At 66.1% G+C, this 17,648-nt stretch carries 13 protein-coding genes; 8 read left to right on the forward strand and 5 right to left on the reverse strand.

All coding sequences use genetic code 11. The features are described from left to right. Positions 1-23 precede the first annotated feature (23 nt). From PVT67_RS12475 to PVT67_RS12510, 8 genes are all read left to right on the forward strand, one after another. Complete coding sequence (locus tag PVT67_RS12475) at positions 24-524, forward strand: Hcp family type VI secretion system effector (RefSeq protein ID WP_301493935.1); 501 nt, start codon at positions 24-26, stop codon at positions 522-524. Between the two features lie 2 nt (positions 525-526). Beyond that, positions 527-997, forward strand: coding sequence for a type VI secretion system baseplate subunit TssE (gene tssE, locus PVT67_RS12480; protein ID WP_301493936.1), 471 nt, complete (start codon positions 527-529; stop codon positions 995-997). After that, complete coding sequence (tssF, locus tag PVT67_RS12485; RefSeq protein ID WP_301493937.1) at positions 981-2,771, forward strand: type VI secretion system baseplate subunit TssF; 1,791 nt, start codon at positions 981-983, stop codon at positions 2,769-2,771. The genes tssE and tssF overlap by 17 nt, the downstream gene beginning before the upstream one ends. Continuing rightward, positions 2,735-3,748 carry a type VI secretion system baseplate subunit TssG gene (tssG, locus tag PVT67_RS12490; RefSeq protein ID WP_301493938.1) on the forward strand — a complete coding sequence of 338 codons (1,014 nt, stop codon included), beginning with the start codon at positions 2,735-2,737 and terminating at the stop codon, positions 3,746-3,748. Before tssF ends, tssG begins: the two co-directional genes overlap by 37 nt. After that, the gene (gene tssH / locus PVT67_RS12495; protein ID WP_336407743.1) at positions 3,745-6,282 is read left to right on the forward strand and encodes a type VI secretion system ATPase TssH; all 2,538 of its coding nucleotides are present in this window, start codon (positions 3,745-3,747) and stop codon (positions 6,280-6,282) included. The genes tssG and tssH overlap by 4 nt, the downstream gene beginning before the upstream one ends. Positions 6,283-6,299: 17 nt before the next feature. After that, positions 6,300-7,514 (forward strand): hypothetical protein, encoded by a 1,215-nt coding sequence (locus PVT67_RS12500; protein WP_301493939.1) that lies wholly within the window; start codon positions 6,300-6,302, stop codon positions 7,512-7,514. Between the two features lie 63 nt (positions 7,515-7,577). Beyond that, complete coding sequence (tssI, locus tag PVT67_RS12505; protein WP_301493940.1) at positions 7,578-9,584, forward strand: type VI secretion system tip protein TssI/VgrG; 2,007 nt, start codon at positions 7,578-7,580, stop codon at positions 9,582-9,584. A 9-nt stretch (positions 9,585-9,593) separates the two neighbouring features. Continuing rightward, a complete protein-coding gene (locus PVT67_RS12510) occupies positions 9,594-10,136 on the forward strand; it encodes a toxin-antitoxin system YwqK family antitoxin (protein WP_301493941.1) in 543 nt (180 codons plus the stop codon). 7 nt (positions 10,137-10,143) lie between these two features. Here the strand turns inward: PVT67_RS12510 and PVT67_RS12515 are convergent, their stop codons facing one another. From PVT67_RS12515 to ruvA, 5 genes are read right to left on the reverse strand one after another with little or no spacing between them, the layout of a single operon-like run. Next, positions 10,144-10,536, reverse strand: a complete 393-nt coding sequence (locus PVT67_RS12515; protein ID WP_301493942.1) for a DUF4280 domain-containing protein — start codon at positions 10,534-10,536, stop codon at positions 10,144-10,146. A 54-nt stretch (positions 10,537-10,590) separates the two neighbouring features. After that, positions 10,591-14,271, reverse strand: a complete 3,681-nt coding sequence (gene tamB / locus PVT67_RS12520; RefSeq protein WP_301493944.1) for an autotransporter assembly complex protein TamB — start codon at positions 14,269-14,271, stop codon at positions 10,591-10,593. After that, positions 14,271-16,001, reverse strand: a complete 1,731-nt coding sequence (tamA, locus tag PVT67_RS12525) for an autotransporter assembly complex protein TamA (RefSeq protein ID WP_301493946.1) — start codon at positions 15,999-16,001, stop codon at positions 14,271-14,273. Before tamA ends, tamB begins: the two co-directional genes overlap by 1 nt. A gap of 20 nt (positions 16,002-16,021) precedes the next feature. After that, the gene (gene ruvB, locus PVT67_RS12530; protein ID WP_301493948.1) at positions 16,022-17,026 is read right to left on the reverse strand and encodes a Holliday junction branch migration DNA helicase RuvB; all 1,005 of its coding nucleotides are present in this window, start codon (positions 17,024-17,026) and stop codon (positions 16,022-16,024) included. A gap of 8 nt (positions 17,027-17,034) precedes the next feature. Further along, positions 17,035-17,646 carry a Holliday junction branch migration protein RuvA gene (ruvA, locus tag PVT67_RS12535; protein ID WP_301493950.1) on the reverse strand — a complete coding sequence of 204 codons (612 nt, stop codon included), beginning with the start codon at positions 17,644-17,646 and terminating at the stop codon, positions 17,035-17,037. Positions 17,647-17,648 lie beyond the last annotated feature (2 nt).

Genomic DNA, 17,648 nt, shown 5'->3' on the forward strand with positions numbered 1-17,648 from the left:
AACTTCACCAGGAGCAACGGAACATGGATGCGATCATTCTCGACCTCGGCAGCGATATCAAAGGCGACTGCACGCTGGAAGGCTTCACCGACAAGATAGAGCTGATGTCCTACAGCCATAACGTCGCCATGCAGGTCACCAACGACGTCAGCAACACCGAACGGACCTCGGGCAAGCCCCACATCGGCGAGTTCACCGTCACCAAGTTCGTCGACGTCTCGACCCCGACCCTGAACGAATACTGCTGCGCCGGCAAGGACATCTCCGAAATGACGCTGACGGTAGGCCGCAACGCCGCCGAGAGCAACGGTCAGGTGATGCCCTTCATCGTCTACACCATGAACAACGTGGTGTTGTCCAACGTCAGCGTCAGCGGTGGGACCGGCGGCAAACCGGTGGAAACCCTGTCGTTTAATTTCACCAAGATCAAATGGGAAGTCACTTCCCAGAAATCGGACGGTTCCAAGGAAGGCACCGCGGCCTCCACCTGGGATCTGGCAGCCAATAAAGTGATCACATCCTAGGCATGGCCAAAGGCCCTTCCACTGGGCTGGCTCCCCTGTTCGACCGGCTGGCGGACGACAGTCCCTTCCAGCCGGCCGAACGGCCGAGCGCCGCCGCCTTGGTGCACCAGGCCCTGGCCGAATCGGTCAGGGCCGAGCTGTCCAGGCTGCTCAACACCAGGCGCGACACCATTCCGCGCCGGGCCGAGCTGACCGTCATCGACTACGGGGTGGCCGATTGGACAGGCCTCTCTAGCCAGCGGGAGACGGACCGCCGCCGCTTCGCCACCAGCATAGTCCGAGCCATCACAGCCTTCGAACCCAGGCTGCAAAGCCCGGCCGTGGAGGTGGAGCTGCTGGAGCCGAAACGCTGGGCCCTCAAGATCCGCATCAGCGGCCACCTCTGGCTGCATCAGGAGCGTTGGCCCGTGGCCTTTGTCGCCGACGTGACCAAGGGGATGGAAACCAGGATCGAACATGAGCGACTCGATTGACGAGCTGCTGCTGGACTATTACCAGCAGGAACTGAGTTTCCTGCGCCTGGCCGGCAGCCGCTTTGCCGAAAACTACCCCAAGGTGGCCAGGCGCCTGGCCCTGTCCCAGGACGAATGCCCGGACCCCCACGTGGAACGGCTGCTGGAAGGTTTTGCCCTGCTGAGCGCCCGCCTGCACCGGAGCCTCGACGACGAATATTCGCAGCTGACCGACGCCCTCCTCGAACAGCTCTACCCCTATGCCCTGCGCCCCGTGCCCTCGACGGCGATACTGCGTTTCGACCCCGATCCCACCAAGGGCAATATCGCCGCTGGCTATCCCATTCCCCGCGGCACGGCGCTCCATGTCACCACCCAGGCCGGCGACAGCATCCATTTCCGCACTGCCGCAGAGGCGACTCTCTGGCCGGTGCAGGTGGAGGCCGCCATGCTGGTGCTGGCCGAGGAGGCCCAGGCCGTCAGCCACAATCCGCAAGCCCGCGCCGCCCTCAAGCTGAGCCTGTCCTGCCTGGCGCCGCACCGCTTCGAAGACTTGCCTCTCGAGACGCTGCGCATCCACCTGGCCGGCTCCCCCGTGACCTCGGCCGCCCTCTACGACTTGCTCTGCGCCAACGCCATCGGCGTCTCCGTGGCAAGACCTGGCGAGGCGCCGAGCCCTGTGCGGGGCCTGCCAAGGCCCCTGGGCTTCGAGGCAGAAGAAGCGCTGCTGCCGGCCGAGGACGGCCTGCACCCGGCCTACCGGCTGCTGGTGGAATACTTCGCCTGCCCCGAGAAATTCGCCTTCTTCGACCTGCCCATCAGGATGCCTTTGGACGCAGGGGAGGCACTGGAGCTGGTGATCGCCTTCGACAAGGCCCCGGCCAGCCGGCTGACGGTGCGCCAGGAAGATTTCGCCCTGGGCTGCACCCCGGCCGTCAACCTCTTCCCCCGCACCTCTGAGCCCTTGCGCCCCGACGGCACCCAGCGCGAGTACCGCCTGGTGGCCGACGCCCACCGCGAAGCCAGCATGGAGATCTACGCCATCCGCAGCCTGAGGGCCAGCAAGAACCTCAAGGCCAGCCCGGTGCAGCCCTATTTCGCCTTCGGCCACACCCAGGACGGCCCCTACTGGCATGCCCGCCGCGTCACAGGCCTGCACCCCGACCGCCTCGGCAGCGACATGCTGCTGACCTTCGTCGATCCGCATTTCCAACCGGCCGCCGTAACCGACAGCACCCTCACCGCCGAGCTGCTCTGCACCAACAGGTACCTGGCCCAGACATTGCCGGCCGGCACCAAGCTGTCCTTCGAGCGCCCCGGCCCCGTGGCCAACGTCAGCCTGCTGCGCCAGCCCAGCCCCCAGACGCTGCCGGCCCTCGGCGGGGCCTCGCGCTGGCGGCTGGTGTCCCAGCTGTCCCTCAACCACCTCTCCCTGGTGGAGGACGAAAAATCGGTGGTGGCCCTCCAGGAAATGCTGGCCCTGCACAACCTCAGCGACAGCCAGGTGGCGCGCCGCCAGATAGAAGGCCTGAGCCGGGTGCGCAGCGACAGGGTGGTGGCCCAGGTGGGCGAGGATGCCTGGCGCGGCTGGCGCAACGGCCTGGAGGTGCGCCTCGCGGTGGACCCCGAACGCTTCGTCGGCGCCAGCCCAGTGCTTTTCTCCGGTGTCCTGGCCCACTTCTTTTCCCTCTACGCCAACGCCAACCGCTTCGTGCGGACGGTGCTGGAAGACCCCGCCACCGGCATGGAGATCAAGTCATGGCAGACCATGACCGGCGAGCCCCTGACACTGTAGCGGCCAGGCTCTACCGCGAGCCCCACGCCTTCGAATTCGCCCAGGCGGTGATGCTGCTGGAGCGGATGCGCCCGGACGCCATTCCCCTCGGCCGGGGCATGGACCCCAGGGCGGAAGCGGTGCGCCTGCGTGGCCCCCTGGCGCCGCTCTTCGCTCCCAGCGCCCTGACCAGGCTCGAACAACCCGAGCAGGAGCCGCTGCCGGTGCTGACGGCCGAGCTCTTCGGCCTGGGCGGCCCCGACGGCCCCCTGCCCTACGCCTACCAGGAATGGCTGGCGCAGCGCCGCCGCAGCAAGGACCAGGGCCCGGGGGAGTTCTTGGATCTCTTCCAGCACCGGCTGCTGTCCCTCTTGTACCGGGCCCAGACCAAATACCGGTTGGCCCCCTCTTTCGCCCCGGCCGAGCAGAGCCCGGCACGCCCCCTGCTGCGCGCCCTGCTCGGCCTGCTGCCGGTCCCCTTGCAGGAGCGCCAGGGAGTGCCGGACGCGGCCCTGCTGGCGAGGACGGCGCTTTTTGCCAACCAGCGCCGCTCCGTGGCCGGCTTCCAGGCCTTGCTGCACCATCACCTCGGCGTGCAGGCCAAGGTCAGCCCCTTCGAAGGGGCCTGGCGGCTGATCCCAACCGCCAGCCTCACCAAGATCGGCCCCCTGGGCCGCAACAGCAGCCTGGGCCAGGGGGCCGTGGTGGGCAACCGGGTCTGGGACGAGCACGCCGGCATCCGCGTCACCCTGGGCCCCCTGAGTTTTGGGCTCTACCTCCAGTACCTGCCGGGCGGTGAACAGCACCGCACCCTGATGGCCCTGGCCGGCTTCTATTTCGGCCCCGATCTCGACTGCACCCTGGTCCTGCTGCTGGCCGAAGGCGAGGCGCCACCGGCCGAACTGGCGGATCAGGCCCCGCCCCAGCTGGGACGCACCAGTTGGCTGGGCAGGCCCGGCACCACCCTTAGCCGCACCCAGAAGGAGAAAGGCAGATGAGCATCGACCTCAAGGCCCTGGTCGGCAAACTCAACCCCCCTTGTCGCGGTGCCATGGAGCTGGCCGCCCAGCGCTGCCTGCAGCAAGGCCACCATTACATCGAGATAGAGCATGTGCTGCTGGAGTTGCTGGACATCGATGGGGGCGATCTGGCCTGCCTGCTGCCCCGCTTCGGCCTGGAAAGGGACCAGCTGGCCAGCGAGATCAACAGGGCCATGGAGCCTTTCAAGCGCGGCGCCACCCGCACCCCGGCCTTCTCTGCCCATACCCTGGCCTGGCTGGAAGAGGCCCTGGTGCAAAGCACAGTGGTGGCCCAGGAGGAGCTGGTCCGCTCCGGCACCTTGCTGCTGGCGCTGCTGGAAAAGGACGAGCTGCGCTCATTGCTGCTGAACGGCGTCTCCTCCTTGCTGCGCGTTCCCCGCGAGGCCCTGCGGCTGCACCTCAAGGACTGGTTGGCGGCCTCCCGTGAGAGCCCGGCCGGCCCGGCCAGGGTCAACAACCAACAGCCGGCCGCCGGCCAGCCCTCGGTGCTGGAGCAGTACACCCAAGATCTGACAGCCGAGGCCCAAGCCGGGCGCATCGACCCCATAGTGGGCCGCGACCCCGAGATCCGCCAATGCGTCGACATACTGCTGCGCCGCCGCCAGAACAATCCCATCCTGGTGGGCGCTCCCGGGGTCGGCAAGACGGCCGTGGTGGAGGGCCTGGCCCTGCGCATCGCCGCCGGTGAAGTGCCGCCGCCTCTGCAGGACGTCTGCCTGAGGGTCCTGGATCTGGGCCTGCTCCAGGCCGGGGCCGGGGTCAAGGGCGAGTTCGAGCAGCGCCTCAAGGGGGTGATAGAGGCCGTGGCCAGCTCCGCTCAGCCGGTGATCCTCTTTATCGACGAGGCCCATACGTTGATCGGCGCCGGCGCTTCCGAGGGCGGCAGCGACGCCGCCAACCTCTTGAAACCGGCCCTGGCCAGGGGCGAGCTGCGCACCCTGGCCGCCACCACCTGGCTCGAATACAAGAAGTACTTCGAGAAGGATCCGGCCCTGGCCAGGCGCTTCCAACTGGTGCAGGTAGAGGAACCGGACGAGGCCCAGGCCGTGGCCATGCTGCGCGGCATCGCCGCCAGCCTGGAAAAACACCACCAGGTGCAGATCCTGGACGTGGCCATCCAGGACGCCGTCAAGCTCTCTCACCGCTACATCTCGGGCCGGCAGTTGCCGGACAAGGCCATCAGCGTGCTGGACACCGCCTGCGCCCGGGTGGCCCTGGCCCAGCACGACGTGCCGCCGCCCCTGGAAGGCCTGCGCCACCGCCAGCTGGCCGTCGCAGAAGAGCTGCTGCGGCTGCGCCGGGAGCAGAGCGCAGGCCTGGATCACGACCAGCGCATCGCCGCCCTGGAAGGGGAAACGGCGGACAACGCCAAGGCCATCCGCGAGCTGGAAGAACGCTGGGCCGAGGAGCGGGACGCGGTCAGGGAACTGCTGGCCGCCCGCCAGGAGCTGCTGGCCCTGGGCGAAGGCGACGACCAGGACCAGGACGGCCGCCGGGATCACCTGGGAGCCGAACTGGCCCGGTTGGAGGCGGGGCTGGACGCCATCCGTCAGGACGACCCCCTGGTGCCGGAGCAGGTGGACTCCAAGACGGTAGCGGCCGTGATCGCCGGTTGGACCGGCATCCCGGTCGGCAAGATGCTGGCCGACGAGGCCCACGCCATCCGCAGCCTCGGCAAGCGCCTCGGCCAGCGGGTGGTGGGCCAGGACCAGGCCCTCGGCACCCTGGCCCAGCGCATCCAGGCCTACAGGGCCGGCCTCACCGATCCCCAGAAACCCGTGGGTGTCTTCCTGCTGGCCGGCCCCACCGGGGTCGGCAAGACAGAGACGGCCTATGCCCTGGCCGACGCCCTCTACGGCGGCGAGCGCAACCTCATCGCCATCAACCTCTCCGAATACCAGGAGGCCCACACCGTCAGCCAGTTAAAGGGGGCCCCCCCCGGCTACGTAGGCTACGGCAGCGGCGGCGTCCTCACCGAGGCGGTGCGCCGCCGCCCCTATTCGGTGGTGCTGCTGGACGAGATAGAGAAGGCCCACCCCGACGTGCTGGAGGCCTTCTACAACGTCTTCGACAAGGGCCTGATGGAGGACGGCACCGGCCTGGTGGTGGACTTCAAGAACACGGTGATCCTCGCCACCAGCAACGTCGGCGCCGAACTCATCCTCGACACCCCGCCCCAACACCTGGGCAGCGACGGCTTCCAGGAACTGCTGCGCCGCGAGCTGCTGCACGCCTTCAGGCCCGCCTTCCTGGCGCGGATGACGGTGGTGGCCTACAGGCCGCTGGACGCCCAGGCCCTGGAAACCATAGTGCTGGCCAAGCTGGAGAAGCTGCGCGAGCGCTACAAGGCCGCCACCGGCAAGCACTTCGACTTCGACCCGGCCATAGTCCAGGCCGTGCTGGCCAGATGCAGCGCCGCCGGCGCCCGGGATATCGAGCATGTACTGATGACCCAGGTCACAGGGCAACTGGCCCAGTGGGCGATGGAATAGAGACCAGGAGAGACTTCATGGCAGACCCCATAGCCATTTCGATAAACCCCGATTGGGTTAATGAAAAGACCAGACCCGCATGCAAGTACTCCCCTGTCATCGTTGACAAGAAGCAGAGTCCTGGGGCCATAACCAGCATGCAACAGGCACTGCGCAAGCGCGTCATCACCTGCCAGACAATGGCCGCCCAAAAGAATACCAGCTGGTTCTCGTTTCTAAGGGCTGGTCCCTCCCATGAACCGCACCTGCGCCCCAGCAACGTACCTGTCATCGTCATCAGCGGCGGCAGCGCAAAAAAACTCGCCCTCGACCTCAGCATGGGTTACAGCCTGGCCTGGCACCCGATGAATTTACGCAATGAACCGCTCTACCTGCTGGTTCATAAGCTCGATTTTAATAATTACGCCCAGGCCATGGCTGGCCTGATGGCACAGTATCGCAACATGCATTTGATCGGGTGGACTGGTACAGACATGACGGGGTTCGGCGCGGCACGAGCCGCCGCCCTGGCCTTCGCCGACTCGCTCCCCTATAGACCACAGCGGATCTTGCTGATGGATCAGGACGTGGTTCAAACCGAAGCCTCAAGGCACACCAACCCTGAGGTGCACAGGCAACTGGTGAAAAAACATACCCATGGCAAACTGCCCATAGTCGGCCTTGGCGTCGGCTATCCGACGCGAGTGCCAGTGCCCAAACCTTTCAGCGATGTAGGTGCTCCTAGCCCAAAGGACTTCAACTCGCCTGCGCAGCAATTCGTCTCCATCCAAGCCCCTTTCCGGCAAAGGATGAACAGCCGTGCGCATGCTCAAGAAACAAACAATGATGGCATCTACCCGTCATACATGGTGGCGGGTGGCGAAGACATGCTCATGGGCCTGCAATTAGGCCTGAATAACAAGGACGACAATGAGGCTTTGTTGCCGGCCAAGATCCAGAAGAAGGCCCTTCAAGGACCGCCAGACAATTCCAATGAATATTGGAACGGGGCCCGCGTCGAAACCCTTCGTCGCCTTTACGAGGCCGAAAAAAACACGCTGCTCCTCTTCGACAACGAAGAGGTCACCTTGTCTGGCCTCATGGAAATTTTCCATGCTAAAGGGTGGATCTCGAAACACCCCAGCGACGAGTCCTACAACGTTTCGGCCTGCGTCATAGAGCGCATCATATTAAGGCTGTACAAGTTAGGTTCTTTCCCTGCCGATATCGACAGCACCATTTTCAACCGCTGAGGGAAGGGAAGGATCAGCAGGCACTGACCGGCAGTTGCCCTTAGCGCGCCCCAGGGAGAAAGGATGGCCCGTTCCACCGACAGCAACACCAGTTTTTCCATCAACGCATCGGCCTTGGCCGACCTCTACCCCGACAGCCTGAGCGGCACTGAAAGGCTCAACGACCTGGGGGAGCTGGTGCTGGGCGGCCATAGCCTGACCAGCCTCAGCCTGGACGCAGCCCTGGCCAGCCACCTCACCGCCACCTTGCACCATGACGATGCCTCCCGGCCACTGGACGCCCTGCTGGCCGAAGTCCGCCAACTGCCCGCCGACGCCACGGCCGACCATTACCAAGTGGTGCTGCGGCCCTGGCTCTGGTGGCTGAACCTCGCCAGCAACAACCGCATCTTCCAGAACCAGAGCACCGCCGACATCGTCACCGGCATCTTCAAAGACCACGGTTTCGAGGACATCCAGCTCCAGCTCAGCGGCAGCTATGACCCGCGCGAATACTGCGTCCAGTACGGGGAAACGGATCTCGCCTTCGTCTCGCGGCTGCTGGAGGAGGAAGGGATCTTCTGGTTCTTCACTCATGAGGACGGCAAGCACAGTTTGGTGCTGGCCGACAGCAACGACGCCTGCCCGGCCATCCCCAACGGCCCAGCGCTGTCCTACCTCGGCCAGGATCTCGGCAAGCGGGAGCTGCACGGCATCCGCAGCGCCCAGCTCTGCCTGCAGGTGGTGGCCGGCAGCTACAGCGCCGCCGACTACGAGTTCACGGCCCCCAGCACTTCCCTCTACGCCCAGGCCCAGGCCGACTCCAGTGCCTTGTCATTCTACGAACACCCGGGCGGCTACAACACCAAGGACAAAGGCGACAGCCTGGCCAAGCAGCGCATCGACGGCCTGCGCAGCCAGCAGCAGCGGCTGGTGGGGGAAAGCGACTGCCGCTGGCTGGTGCCGGGCCATTATTTCAGCCTTACGGGCCATGACGACGACAGCCTCAACATCGACTGGCTGGTGACCAGCGTCAGCCACGATCTCAGCCACAACCACTACCGCAACAGCTTCGAGGCCATCCCCCGCGCCACCAGCTACCGGCCGCCCCGCCTCACCCCCAAGCCGCGCATCCACACCCAGACGGCCCTGGTGGTGGGCAAATCCGGCGAGGAGATCTGGACGGACGAATACGGCCGCATCAAGGTGCAGTTCCCCTGGGACAGGGAGGGCCAGAATGACGAGAGCAGCTCCTGCTGGGTGCGGGTGGCCCTGCCCTGGACCGGCAAGGGTTTCGGCATGCAGTTTGTGCCGCGCATCGGCCAGGAGGTGGTGGTCACCTTCATCGACGGCGACCCCGACAGGCCCCTGGTGACGGGCTGCGTCTACAACGGCGACAACGCCCTGCCCTATTCCCTGCCGGGCAACCAGACCCAGAGCGGCATCAAGACCCAATCAAGCAAAGGCGGCGGTGGCTTCAACGAGCTGCGCTTCGAGGACAAGAAGGACAGCGAGGAGGTCTTCCTCCAGGCCCAGAAGGACCTCAACGTCAATGTGCTCAACGACGCCACCGCCACCATAGGCCACGACCAGACCGAGACGGTACAGAACGCCCGCACCCGCACCGTCAAGGAAGGGGACGAGACAGTCACCCTGGAGAAGGGCAACCGCAGCGTCGCCATCCAGACCGGCAGCGACAGCCTGGACGTCAAGGACAAACGCACCCTCAGCGTCGGCGGCGACCAGAGCCAGAGCACCGGCGGCAACTACAGCCATACGGTGAGCGGCAATTTTGATCTGACAGTGGATGGCAACCTCACCATCAAGGTCTCAGGCACCCTGGCCCTGGAGAGCAGCGGCAGTTTCAGCATCAAGAGCGGCGCCGATCTGGCCGTCAAGGCCAGCACCTCCCTCTCCCAGGAGGCCGGCACATCCTTGAGCAACCAGGCCGGCACCGAGCTCAGCAACAAGGCCGGCACCAACCTCACCAACGAGGCCAGCGTCAGCCTGGTCAACAAGGGCAGCGCCGACCAGACGGTGGAAGGCAGCGGCATGCTGACCCTCAAGGGCGGCCTGGTGCAGATCAACTGAGGAGGCGGCATGGCGCAGCAGGACGTGAAGCTGGTGCAGGGGCTGACCCGTTTCGAGGCCAGCCTCGAGGGCGGCGCCCTCGAAGGCAGGGCCAGGATCTTCCGGGACGGGGCCCCCTATGCCCAGATGCAGTTCGCCAAGGGCCAACTGAACGGCCCCACCACCCTGCTCCACAGCCCCGGCCGGCCCTCGGCGCAGCTCCATTACCAGGACGGCCAGCTGCACGGCCCCTGCCGTTTCCTGGCGCCGGACGGCACCTTGCAGCGCCAGGCCGGTTACCACAAGGGGCAGCTGCACGGCGAGCTCAAGAATTACCACCCGGACGGCGGCCTGGCGGAGCAGGCCAGTTACCGCCAGGGTCGGCTGCACGGCCTCCACCAGCGTTTCCACCCGAACGGCAAGCTGGCCCAGCGCCAGCACTACCAGCATGGGTTGCCGGTGGGGGAGCCGGAGCGTTTCGACGAGAAAGGCCAGCCCCTGGGGCCGGACGGCAAGCCCCAGGGCCGCTGGCGGCGCTGGTGGCAAAAGCTGCTGGGGGTACCGGCCGAATAAGGGGGGTTCAGGGCACCATGGTGGTGAACTGGCCGGCCATGGTGATGCTGATCACCCCGCCCCAGCTGCACATCAGGGTGGAAGTGGCATCCAGGGCCGGCATGCCCCCCAACAGCACAGTGGCGGCGCCCGGCGTCCAGGGAGCGGCGGTGACGGGAATGCAGGGCATGGGGGTCAAGACCCCGAGGGCCGCGGCCGTGGCGGCGGCCACTGTCGGGTTGGAAGGGCTCTGGCACATGCCGAAGGAGAGCACGTTGACCATGGGCACATAGTCCATGATGTTGGCGGCCGGCATGGAGCTGGTGTTGACCAGGTTGGTGGGCAGCACCGTCAAGGTGCTCGGCGACACCCCGAAACTGCATTGCAAGGTGGCGCCGCTGCAGACCTGCTGGCATCCCATGGCGACTCTCCTTTTTCGCTAAAGCCCTGAGCATAGCACCCAGGGCCGGCCGGCTCAGAATTCGAACTTGTAGAAGATGTCCAACGCCTGGTTGACGCCGTTGACGGCCTGCAGGTAGAGCCTGGGCAGCAGTTCATAGGTGACCCGCACTTCCCCCACAGAGCTGAAGACACCGACCCCGTATTCCAGCTGCAGGCCGGGGGCCAGGTAGCCGGAGATGTTGACCTGGGTGCCGTCCCCCGAGCCAGAGGTGTCGATGGCGACGTCGCTCAGGCCCAGGCCTTCGGCCACCCCCGTCACCAGGCCGCCCACCTGGTTGAGCCCGGCCGACAGCAGCATGGCCTGCATCACGGCGTTGCCGTCGGACTGGTCGTTGCTGTCCAGGCCCTTGCCCCGCAGCAGGTAGGAAAGCTGCTCGGCCTGAGTCATGTCGGGCTCGGAGAAGAGCTCCACCTTGGGCTGGCTGGCCTCCCCCGTCACCCTGACCCCGGCCACTATGTCGGGATCGCTGATGGTGCTGGGGTTGCGGATCGCCTCCAGCTTGAGGTTGGGGCTGTCCAGGGCGCCGGTGAAGAGGATGGAGCCGGTGCGGATCTGCAGGTTCTGGCCGTAGGCCTTGTAGGTGCCGTCCGCCAGCCGGATCTCGCCGTTGCCGCGCAGCGCCTTGCCCGGCTCCTGGACCAGGGCCAGGCCGCCCTTGAGCTTGGTCTTGAGGCCCAGGGCCTCCAGGCGCACATCGTCCCCCAACTCCACACCCAGGTGCATGGTCAGGGGCACGGCCACTTCTTTCTTCTCGCCGTCCTTGGTCACCACCACCACGTCCTTGGAGGCGCTGACGGCGCTCTGGGGCAGCTCCTTGACCTTGATCCTGGCCCAGGGGATCACCACCTTGCCTTCGACGCTGTTGGCCTCGCCTATGCCGACGCTCAAGTCGGGACTCAGCCTGATCTTGCCGTAGCCGGGGTAGCCTGCCTCCAGTTTGTCGCCCTGGATGCGCACCTGGCCCTTGATGGGCGGTTGCTGCCAGTCCATGTCGCCACTCAGCGCCAGTTTGCCCTTGCCCACCAGGGCCGAGCCGGACAGGGTCGCCTTGGCGCCGTCCACCGCCAGTTCGGTATCGAGCTGGGAGAGGGTCAGGATGTCGGAGTTGGTGTCGAGGCCGCCGCCGCTCAGGGCCAGCTTGCCGAAGAAGAGCGGCTGGGCCAGGGAGCCGCCGAGGCGGCCTTCGCCGTTGATCTCGCCACTGAGGCTATGGACCTGGGGCAGCAGCGGTGCCAACCAGCCGAGCTTGAGACCCTTGAGGCTGAGCTGGCCGTCCAATTTTCTTTTTGCCTGGGGATCGGTGACCGTCGCCGCCAGGGCCAGTTGCCCCAGGCTGTCGGACTGGAAATCCAGGTGGGTAGCCAACTGGTCACCGGCCAGCTTGGCCACCAGGGCCAGCTGCCGGTAGTCGGCCTGGTTCTGCCCCACCAGCAGCCGGCCGGGGGAGGTCTCGATATGGGCATCCAGGCTGGGCTTGCCCTGCTGCCAACCAAAGCTGGCCTCACCCTTGAGGCTGGCCTGCCACTGCAACTGGTCCGGGAAGAAAGGCTTGAGGCGGGCCAGCTCCAGGCCCTCCAGGCGCAGGCTGCCCTGGCCCTTGTCGGCCGAGGCGAGAAGCGGCGTCAGGCAGGCAGAAGCCCCTTCGGAGCGCCAGCACTGGGCCCCGGCCTGGAGCTGGCCACCGGCAAAGGCCAGGGACAAAGGCTTGTCGAGGTGCCAGCGGCCCATGGCCGTATCGAAGGCGGCGTCGGAAAGATTGCCCTGCCAGTCCTGGCCCTTGAGGCCGCCGCTCAAATGCAGCTCGCCCCCCACAGGCGCGCCCTTGAAGCTCAGGGCCAACTTGTGGTCGGCGAGGCCGCCTTGGGCGCTGAGGGCGATGTCCTTGAGATCCAGGCCGCCTTCTTTGAGGCTGGCCAGATTGAGCTGCAGCCGGCCCTTTGGCGTCTGGCCCAGCTCGCCTTGGGCCGCCAGCTTGAGCCTTGCCGCCTTGAAGCCCATCAGGGTCAGGCGCTGGCCGCCAAGATCCAGGTCCAGTTGCGGCTTGGCCTTGTCCCCTTGCAAGGTCCAGTGGCCGGCCAGGGCCCCCTCGAAGTCCTTACCGTACAGGGACAGATCCTGGGCCTGGACCTCACCCTTGAGGGTCAGCTGCTGGCCGAGGCTGCCCTTGGCCAGCAACCGGTTGGGGCCGTTGGCCAGCGCCAGCTGCAACTGCCCCTCCAGGGCCTGGTCCAGGGCCAGGTCGCCTTTGAGGCTTAACGGGAAACCGGCCAGGCTGCCGCCGAGGGCCGGCTGGGCCGCCAGCTGCCACTGGTCGCCGGCCAGTTTGAAGGAGGCCGGCACAGTGCCGCTGATGGCCCCCGGCAACTGTTCCAGCCAGAGGCTGGGGTCGAGCTGGTCCAGGCTGAGCTTGCCTTGCCAGCTGAGCCCCTGCCGCCAAGCGAGCATGCCGTCCAGCTGCGCCTTGCCCCTCGGCAGGGTCAGGGCCAGTTGCCGGATAGCCAACTGGCCGGCGTCGCCGTCGGCGTCCAGGGCCAGGGTGGTGTTGGGTACAGAAGGGCCGGTGGCGGAGGTGCTGATATTGAGGCGGTAGCCCTTGAGGCTGCCCTTGGCGCTGAGTTCGCCGGCGCCGAGGCGGTACTGGGGCTCGGCCAGGGGCCAGCCGGTTTCCTGCCAGTTGAGCTCGGCGTCGAAGGGGAGTTCAGGCTTAAGGGGCTGGGCCCTGGCCTTGAGCGCCAGGGCCAGGGGGCCCTTGGCGGCCAGGCCCAGCTTGAGGTCGGCCAGGGAATCGTCGAGGCGCAGGGCCAGGGTCTCGCCGTTCAACTGGCCGTCAAGCAGCCCCTTGCCGAGGCTGGCGTCCAGGGCCAGCGACAGCGGGTACTGGCCCTTGAGGCGGATCTGCCCCTTGAGGCTGGCCGTGCCCAGCTCATGTTCCAGGGCCAGCTTTTGGATGTGGATGTCGCTGCCGGCCGCCTTGGCCGAGAGGCTGAGCATGGCCAGCTGCTGCTCCATGTCCCCCTGGCTAAAGTGGCTGTCCTTGAGCACCATGCCTTCCACCCTGACCGCCACCGGCAGCTGCACCACCGGCAGTTGGAGGGGCTGGGCCGCAGGGCTTTCTTCTTTGCTCCCGGCGGCCTTGTCGCCGGCCGTCTCGCTCAGTTGGATGTCGAGGCCCGTCACCTCGGGGCCGTTGAGCATGATGCCGTCCTGGTCCCAGAGCCCGGACAACCCAAGGCTCTTAAGGCGGATCTGCTGGCCTGGCAGGCGAAGCCGGACGTCCTGGAGATCGACGTCGTCGAACACCAGCAGCATCGGCAACTCGAGGGGCGCCATAGGGCCCTCGGCCTTGGCCGGCGCCGGGCCCTGCTGGCTGGCCTTGAGATCCAGCTTCAAACCCCTGGCCACCAGCCGGTCCAGCTGCAGCTTTTCGGCCAGCAATGCCGAGGGGGTCCAGGCCAGCTGCAACTCGGCCAGTTTGAGGCTCAGGCTGCTGTCTTCATAGCTCAGGCCCTTGAAATGCCAGCCCTGGCCCAGGTTGCCTTCCACCAGCTCGCCATCCAGGCCAGGCACAAGGTCCTTGGCCTCGGCCCAGAGCCAGCGGTTACCCCCGTCGGTCAGCAATACGGTCGTGGGCACCACCACCAGCAGCGCCAACAGTATGAGGAAGGTCCAGGCAAGCCACTTTAGCCAACGCATCAGAATTCAGGCCCCATGGTGAAATGCAACCGCCAGGGGACATGGGTCTCACTGACCCCGAAGGCGAGATCCAGGCGGATGGGCCCGATCGGCGTCATCCAACGCACCCCGAAGCCGGTGCCCACCTTCCACTCCCGGAAGCCGCCCTGGTAGCTGTTGGCCGCGGTGCCGGTGTCCACGAAGGTGGCCAGGCGCCATTTCTCGGCGATGCGGTGATCGTATTCGAGGCTCAGCGCCGTGCTGTACTTGGCACCCACCAGCTCGCCATCGCTGTTGCGCGGTGCGATGCTCTTGTAGTCAAAGCCCCGCACCGTCTGGTCACCGCCGGTGAAGAAACGCAAGGAGGGTGGCAGCTGGTCGACATCCTTGACCCAGACGGCCCCCTGCTCGGCGCGGGCTATGACGCGCCCGTCCTTGCCGAGGGTGCGCAGCCACTTGGTCCGCCCCCAGAGCCGCACGAAGCGGGCGTCCGAGCCTATGGCCTGGTCTGAGACCTCCAGGGTGATGGCCCGGCTGTCGCCCCAGCTCACCTCGGGCGCCCCCTTGAAACGGGTGCGGCTGTAAGAAACGCCGGGGATCACCAGGAAGCTCTGGTCGTGCTGGTCGGCCTGGCGATAGTCCTCTTTTTCCACCCGCACGAAGAGATCCCGGCTCCAGTCCTGGCTGCGCTTGTCCCAGCGGTGGGCGGCGACGGTGTACTTGGTGCTCTGGGTGTCCTGCAGGTTGAGGCGCTGCAAGCCCCCTTGCAACGTATAGAACTGGTTGAGGGGATCCCGCCTCGGGATCCGGTACTCGAAGGTCGCTTCCTGGCGGGGGCCCGAGACCTTGAGGGCAGTGGTAAAGCTGTGGCCGTGTTCGTTGAGGAAAGGCTTGGTCCAGGACACCGAGGCCCTGGGGCCCTCGTCGGAGGAAGCCCCCAGGCCCAACTCCACCTGGTTGTTGGCCTTGGCGCGCAGTTTCACCAGCATGGGGATGGCCAAGTCCGGACCCGCCTGGTCCACCAGAGGCAGCACTTCGACGCTGCGAAAATACTTGGTGGATGAGAGATTGCGGCTCAGCTCGCTGACGGCACTGGCCTTGAAAGGCTCGCCTTCCTTGATGGTGAAGAGGGCGTCCAGCAGATGGTCCACCTCCCTGTCGCTGTCGAAGCGGATGGCCCCGAAGCGGTAACGCTTGCCGCTGTCGAAATGCAGGCTGAGATCGGCGGCATTGTCCTCGAGGTGCACCTCCACCTTGTTGGCGGTGAAACGGGCGTCGAAGTAACCGCGCTGCAAGGCCAGGCTCTGCAGCCGGCCCTTGGCACTCTCGTACTGGTCGTGGCGCAGCACTGCCCCTGCCTTGAAGGGCAGGTTCTTCAAAAGCTCGAGGAAGAGCTCGTCGGACTTGGCGTCCCCCTCGAGCTGGATGTCGAGGTGGCGGTAGCGCACCGGCTCGCCGGGGTCGACACTGATGGGCAGGCTGTCGCCGTCCAGTTCGCCGAAACGGATCTTGGGCTGGTAGTAACCGAGGGGTTTCAAGGCGTTGCGCAGGGCGGTTTCCAGATCCTCGAAATGGAGGTCGGCTTTTTCCGGCGGGATATCGGGCAACTGATCCAGGTAGATACCGGCGTTGTCCGCCAGGGCGCCATCCAGCCCCTGCAGCCGGTACTGCAACTTGGGCGCCGCCGCCCAGGCCGGCAAGGCCAGGCACAGCAGCAGCCCCAACAACGCTGGCAGCTTGAAAAGACGCACATGCCTCCCGATTTTGTGAACTAGTCGCTGCGGCTCAACCCGAAGTGGCGATAGGCCCTGTCCGTGACGATGCGCCCCCTGGGGGTGCGCTGCAAAAAGCCCTGCTGGATGAGGAAGGGCTCGAGCACATCTTCGATGGTGTCCTTCTCTTCCCCTATGGCGGCGGCCAGGTTGTCGAGGCCGACGGGGCCGCCGAGAAACTTGTCGATGATGGCCATCAGCAGCTTCTTATCCATATAGTCGAAGCCCTCGTTGTCCACGTCCAGCATGTCCAGGGCCGCGGCGGCAACGGTGGCATTGACGCTGCCGTCGCCCTTGACCTGGGCAAAGTCCCGCACCCGGCGCAGCAGGCGGTTGGCGATACGGGGCGTACCCCGGCTGCGCCTGGCCACCTCGAAGGCGCCGCTCTCGTCCAAGTCCAGGTTCAGGAAGCTGGCCGAGCGCGCCACTATGGTGGCCAGGTCTTCGACCTTGTAGAACTCCAAACGTTGCACTATGCCGAAACGGTCGCGCAGGGGCGAGGTCAGGGAGCCGGCGCGGGTGGTGGCGCCGATCAAGGTAAAGGGCGGCAGGTCCAGCTTGATGGAGCGGGCCGCCGGGCCTTCGCCGATCATGATGTCGAGCTGGTAGTCCTCCATGGCCGGGTAGAGGATCTCCTCCACCACGGGGCTGAGGCGATGGATCTCGTCGATGAAGAGCACATCGTGGGGCTCGAGGTTGGTGAGCATGGCCGCCAGATCCCCGGCCTTCTCCAGCACAGGGCCCGAGGTGGTCTTGATGCCCACCCCCATTTCAAAGGCGACGATGTTGGCCAGCGTCGTCTTACCGAGGCCGGGAGGCCCGAAGATCAGCAGGTGGTCCAGGGCCTCTTCCCGGCCGCGAGCGGCCTGGATGAAGATCTCCATCTGCGAGCGCACATGGTCCTGGCCCTGGTAGTCCGCCAGCAGCTTGGGCCTGATGGCGCGGTCGATGACGTCGTCTTCGCGGTCGGCCTGGGGGCGGATAAGGCGGTCTGCTTCGATCATGGTTTACCTCAGAGCATGGCCTTGAGGGCGTCTCGGATGATGGCCTCGGAATTCATGTCGGCCTTGGCCACCTTCTTGACCACCGTCTCGGCCTGGGACTGCTTGTAGCCCAGGGCGATAAGGGCGGCCAGGGCGTCGTCCTTGGGATCCATGGCCGCTTCCTGGGGCGCCATGGCCAGCTCGGGCATGGCAAGGCCCACGAAGGCCTGCTCGCCGAAGTCCTTGAGCTTGTCGCGCATCTCCACCAGCAGCCGCTCGGCCGTCTTCTTGCCGACGCCGGGCAGTTTCACCAGGGTGGACATGTCGTTGTGGTGCACGGCCTGGACGAACTGGCCCACCGTCATGTTGGAGAGGATGGCAAGCGCCAGCTTGGGGCCGACGCCGTTGGCCTTGATCAGCTGGCGGAACAGGGCCCGCTCTTCCTTGGTGACGAAGCCGAACAGCAGGTGGGCGTCTTCCCGCACCACCAGGTGGGTATGCAGCACCGCCTTGGCGCCTATCTCGCCGAGGGCGTAGAAGGATTGCATGGAGCACTGCACTTCGTAGCCGACCCCGGCCACGTCGATAAGGATCTCGGGGGGCTGTTTGGCAGCCACCAGGCCGGTCAATCTTCCAATCATAA

The sequence above is a fragment of the Gallaecimonas kandeliae genome (assembly GCF_030450055.1).
GTDB lineage: Bacteria > Pseudomonadota > Gammaproteobacteria > Enterobacterales > Gallaecimonadaceae > Gallaecimonas > Gallaecimonas kandeliae.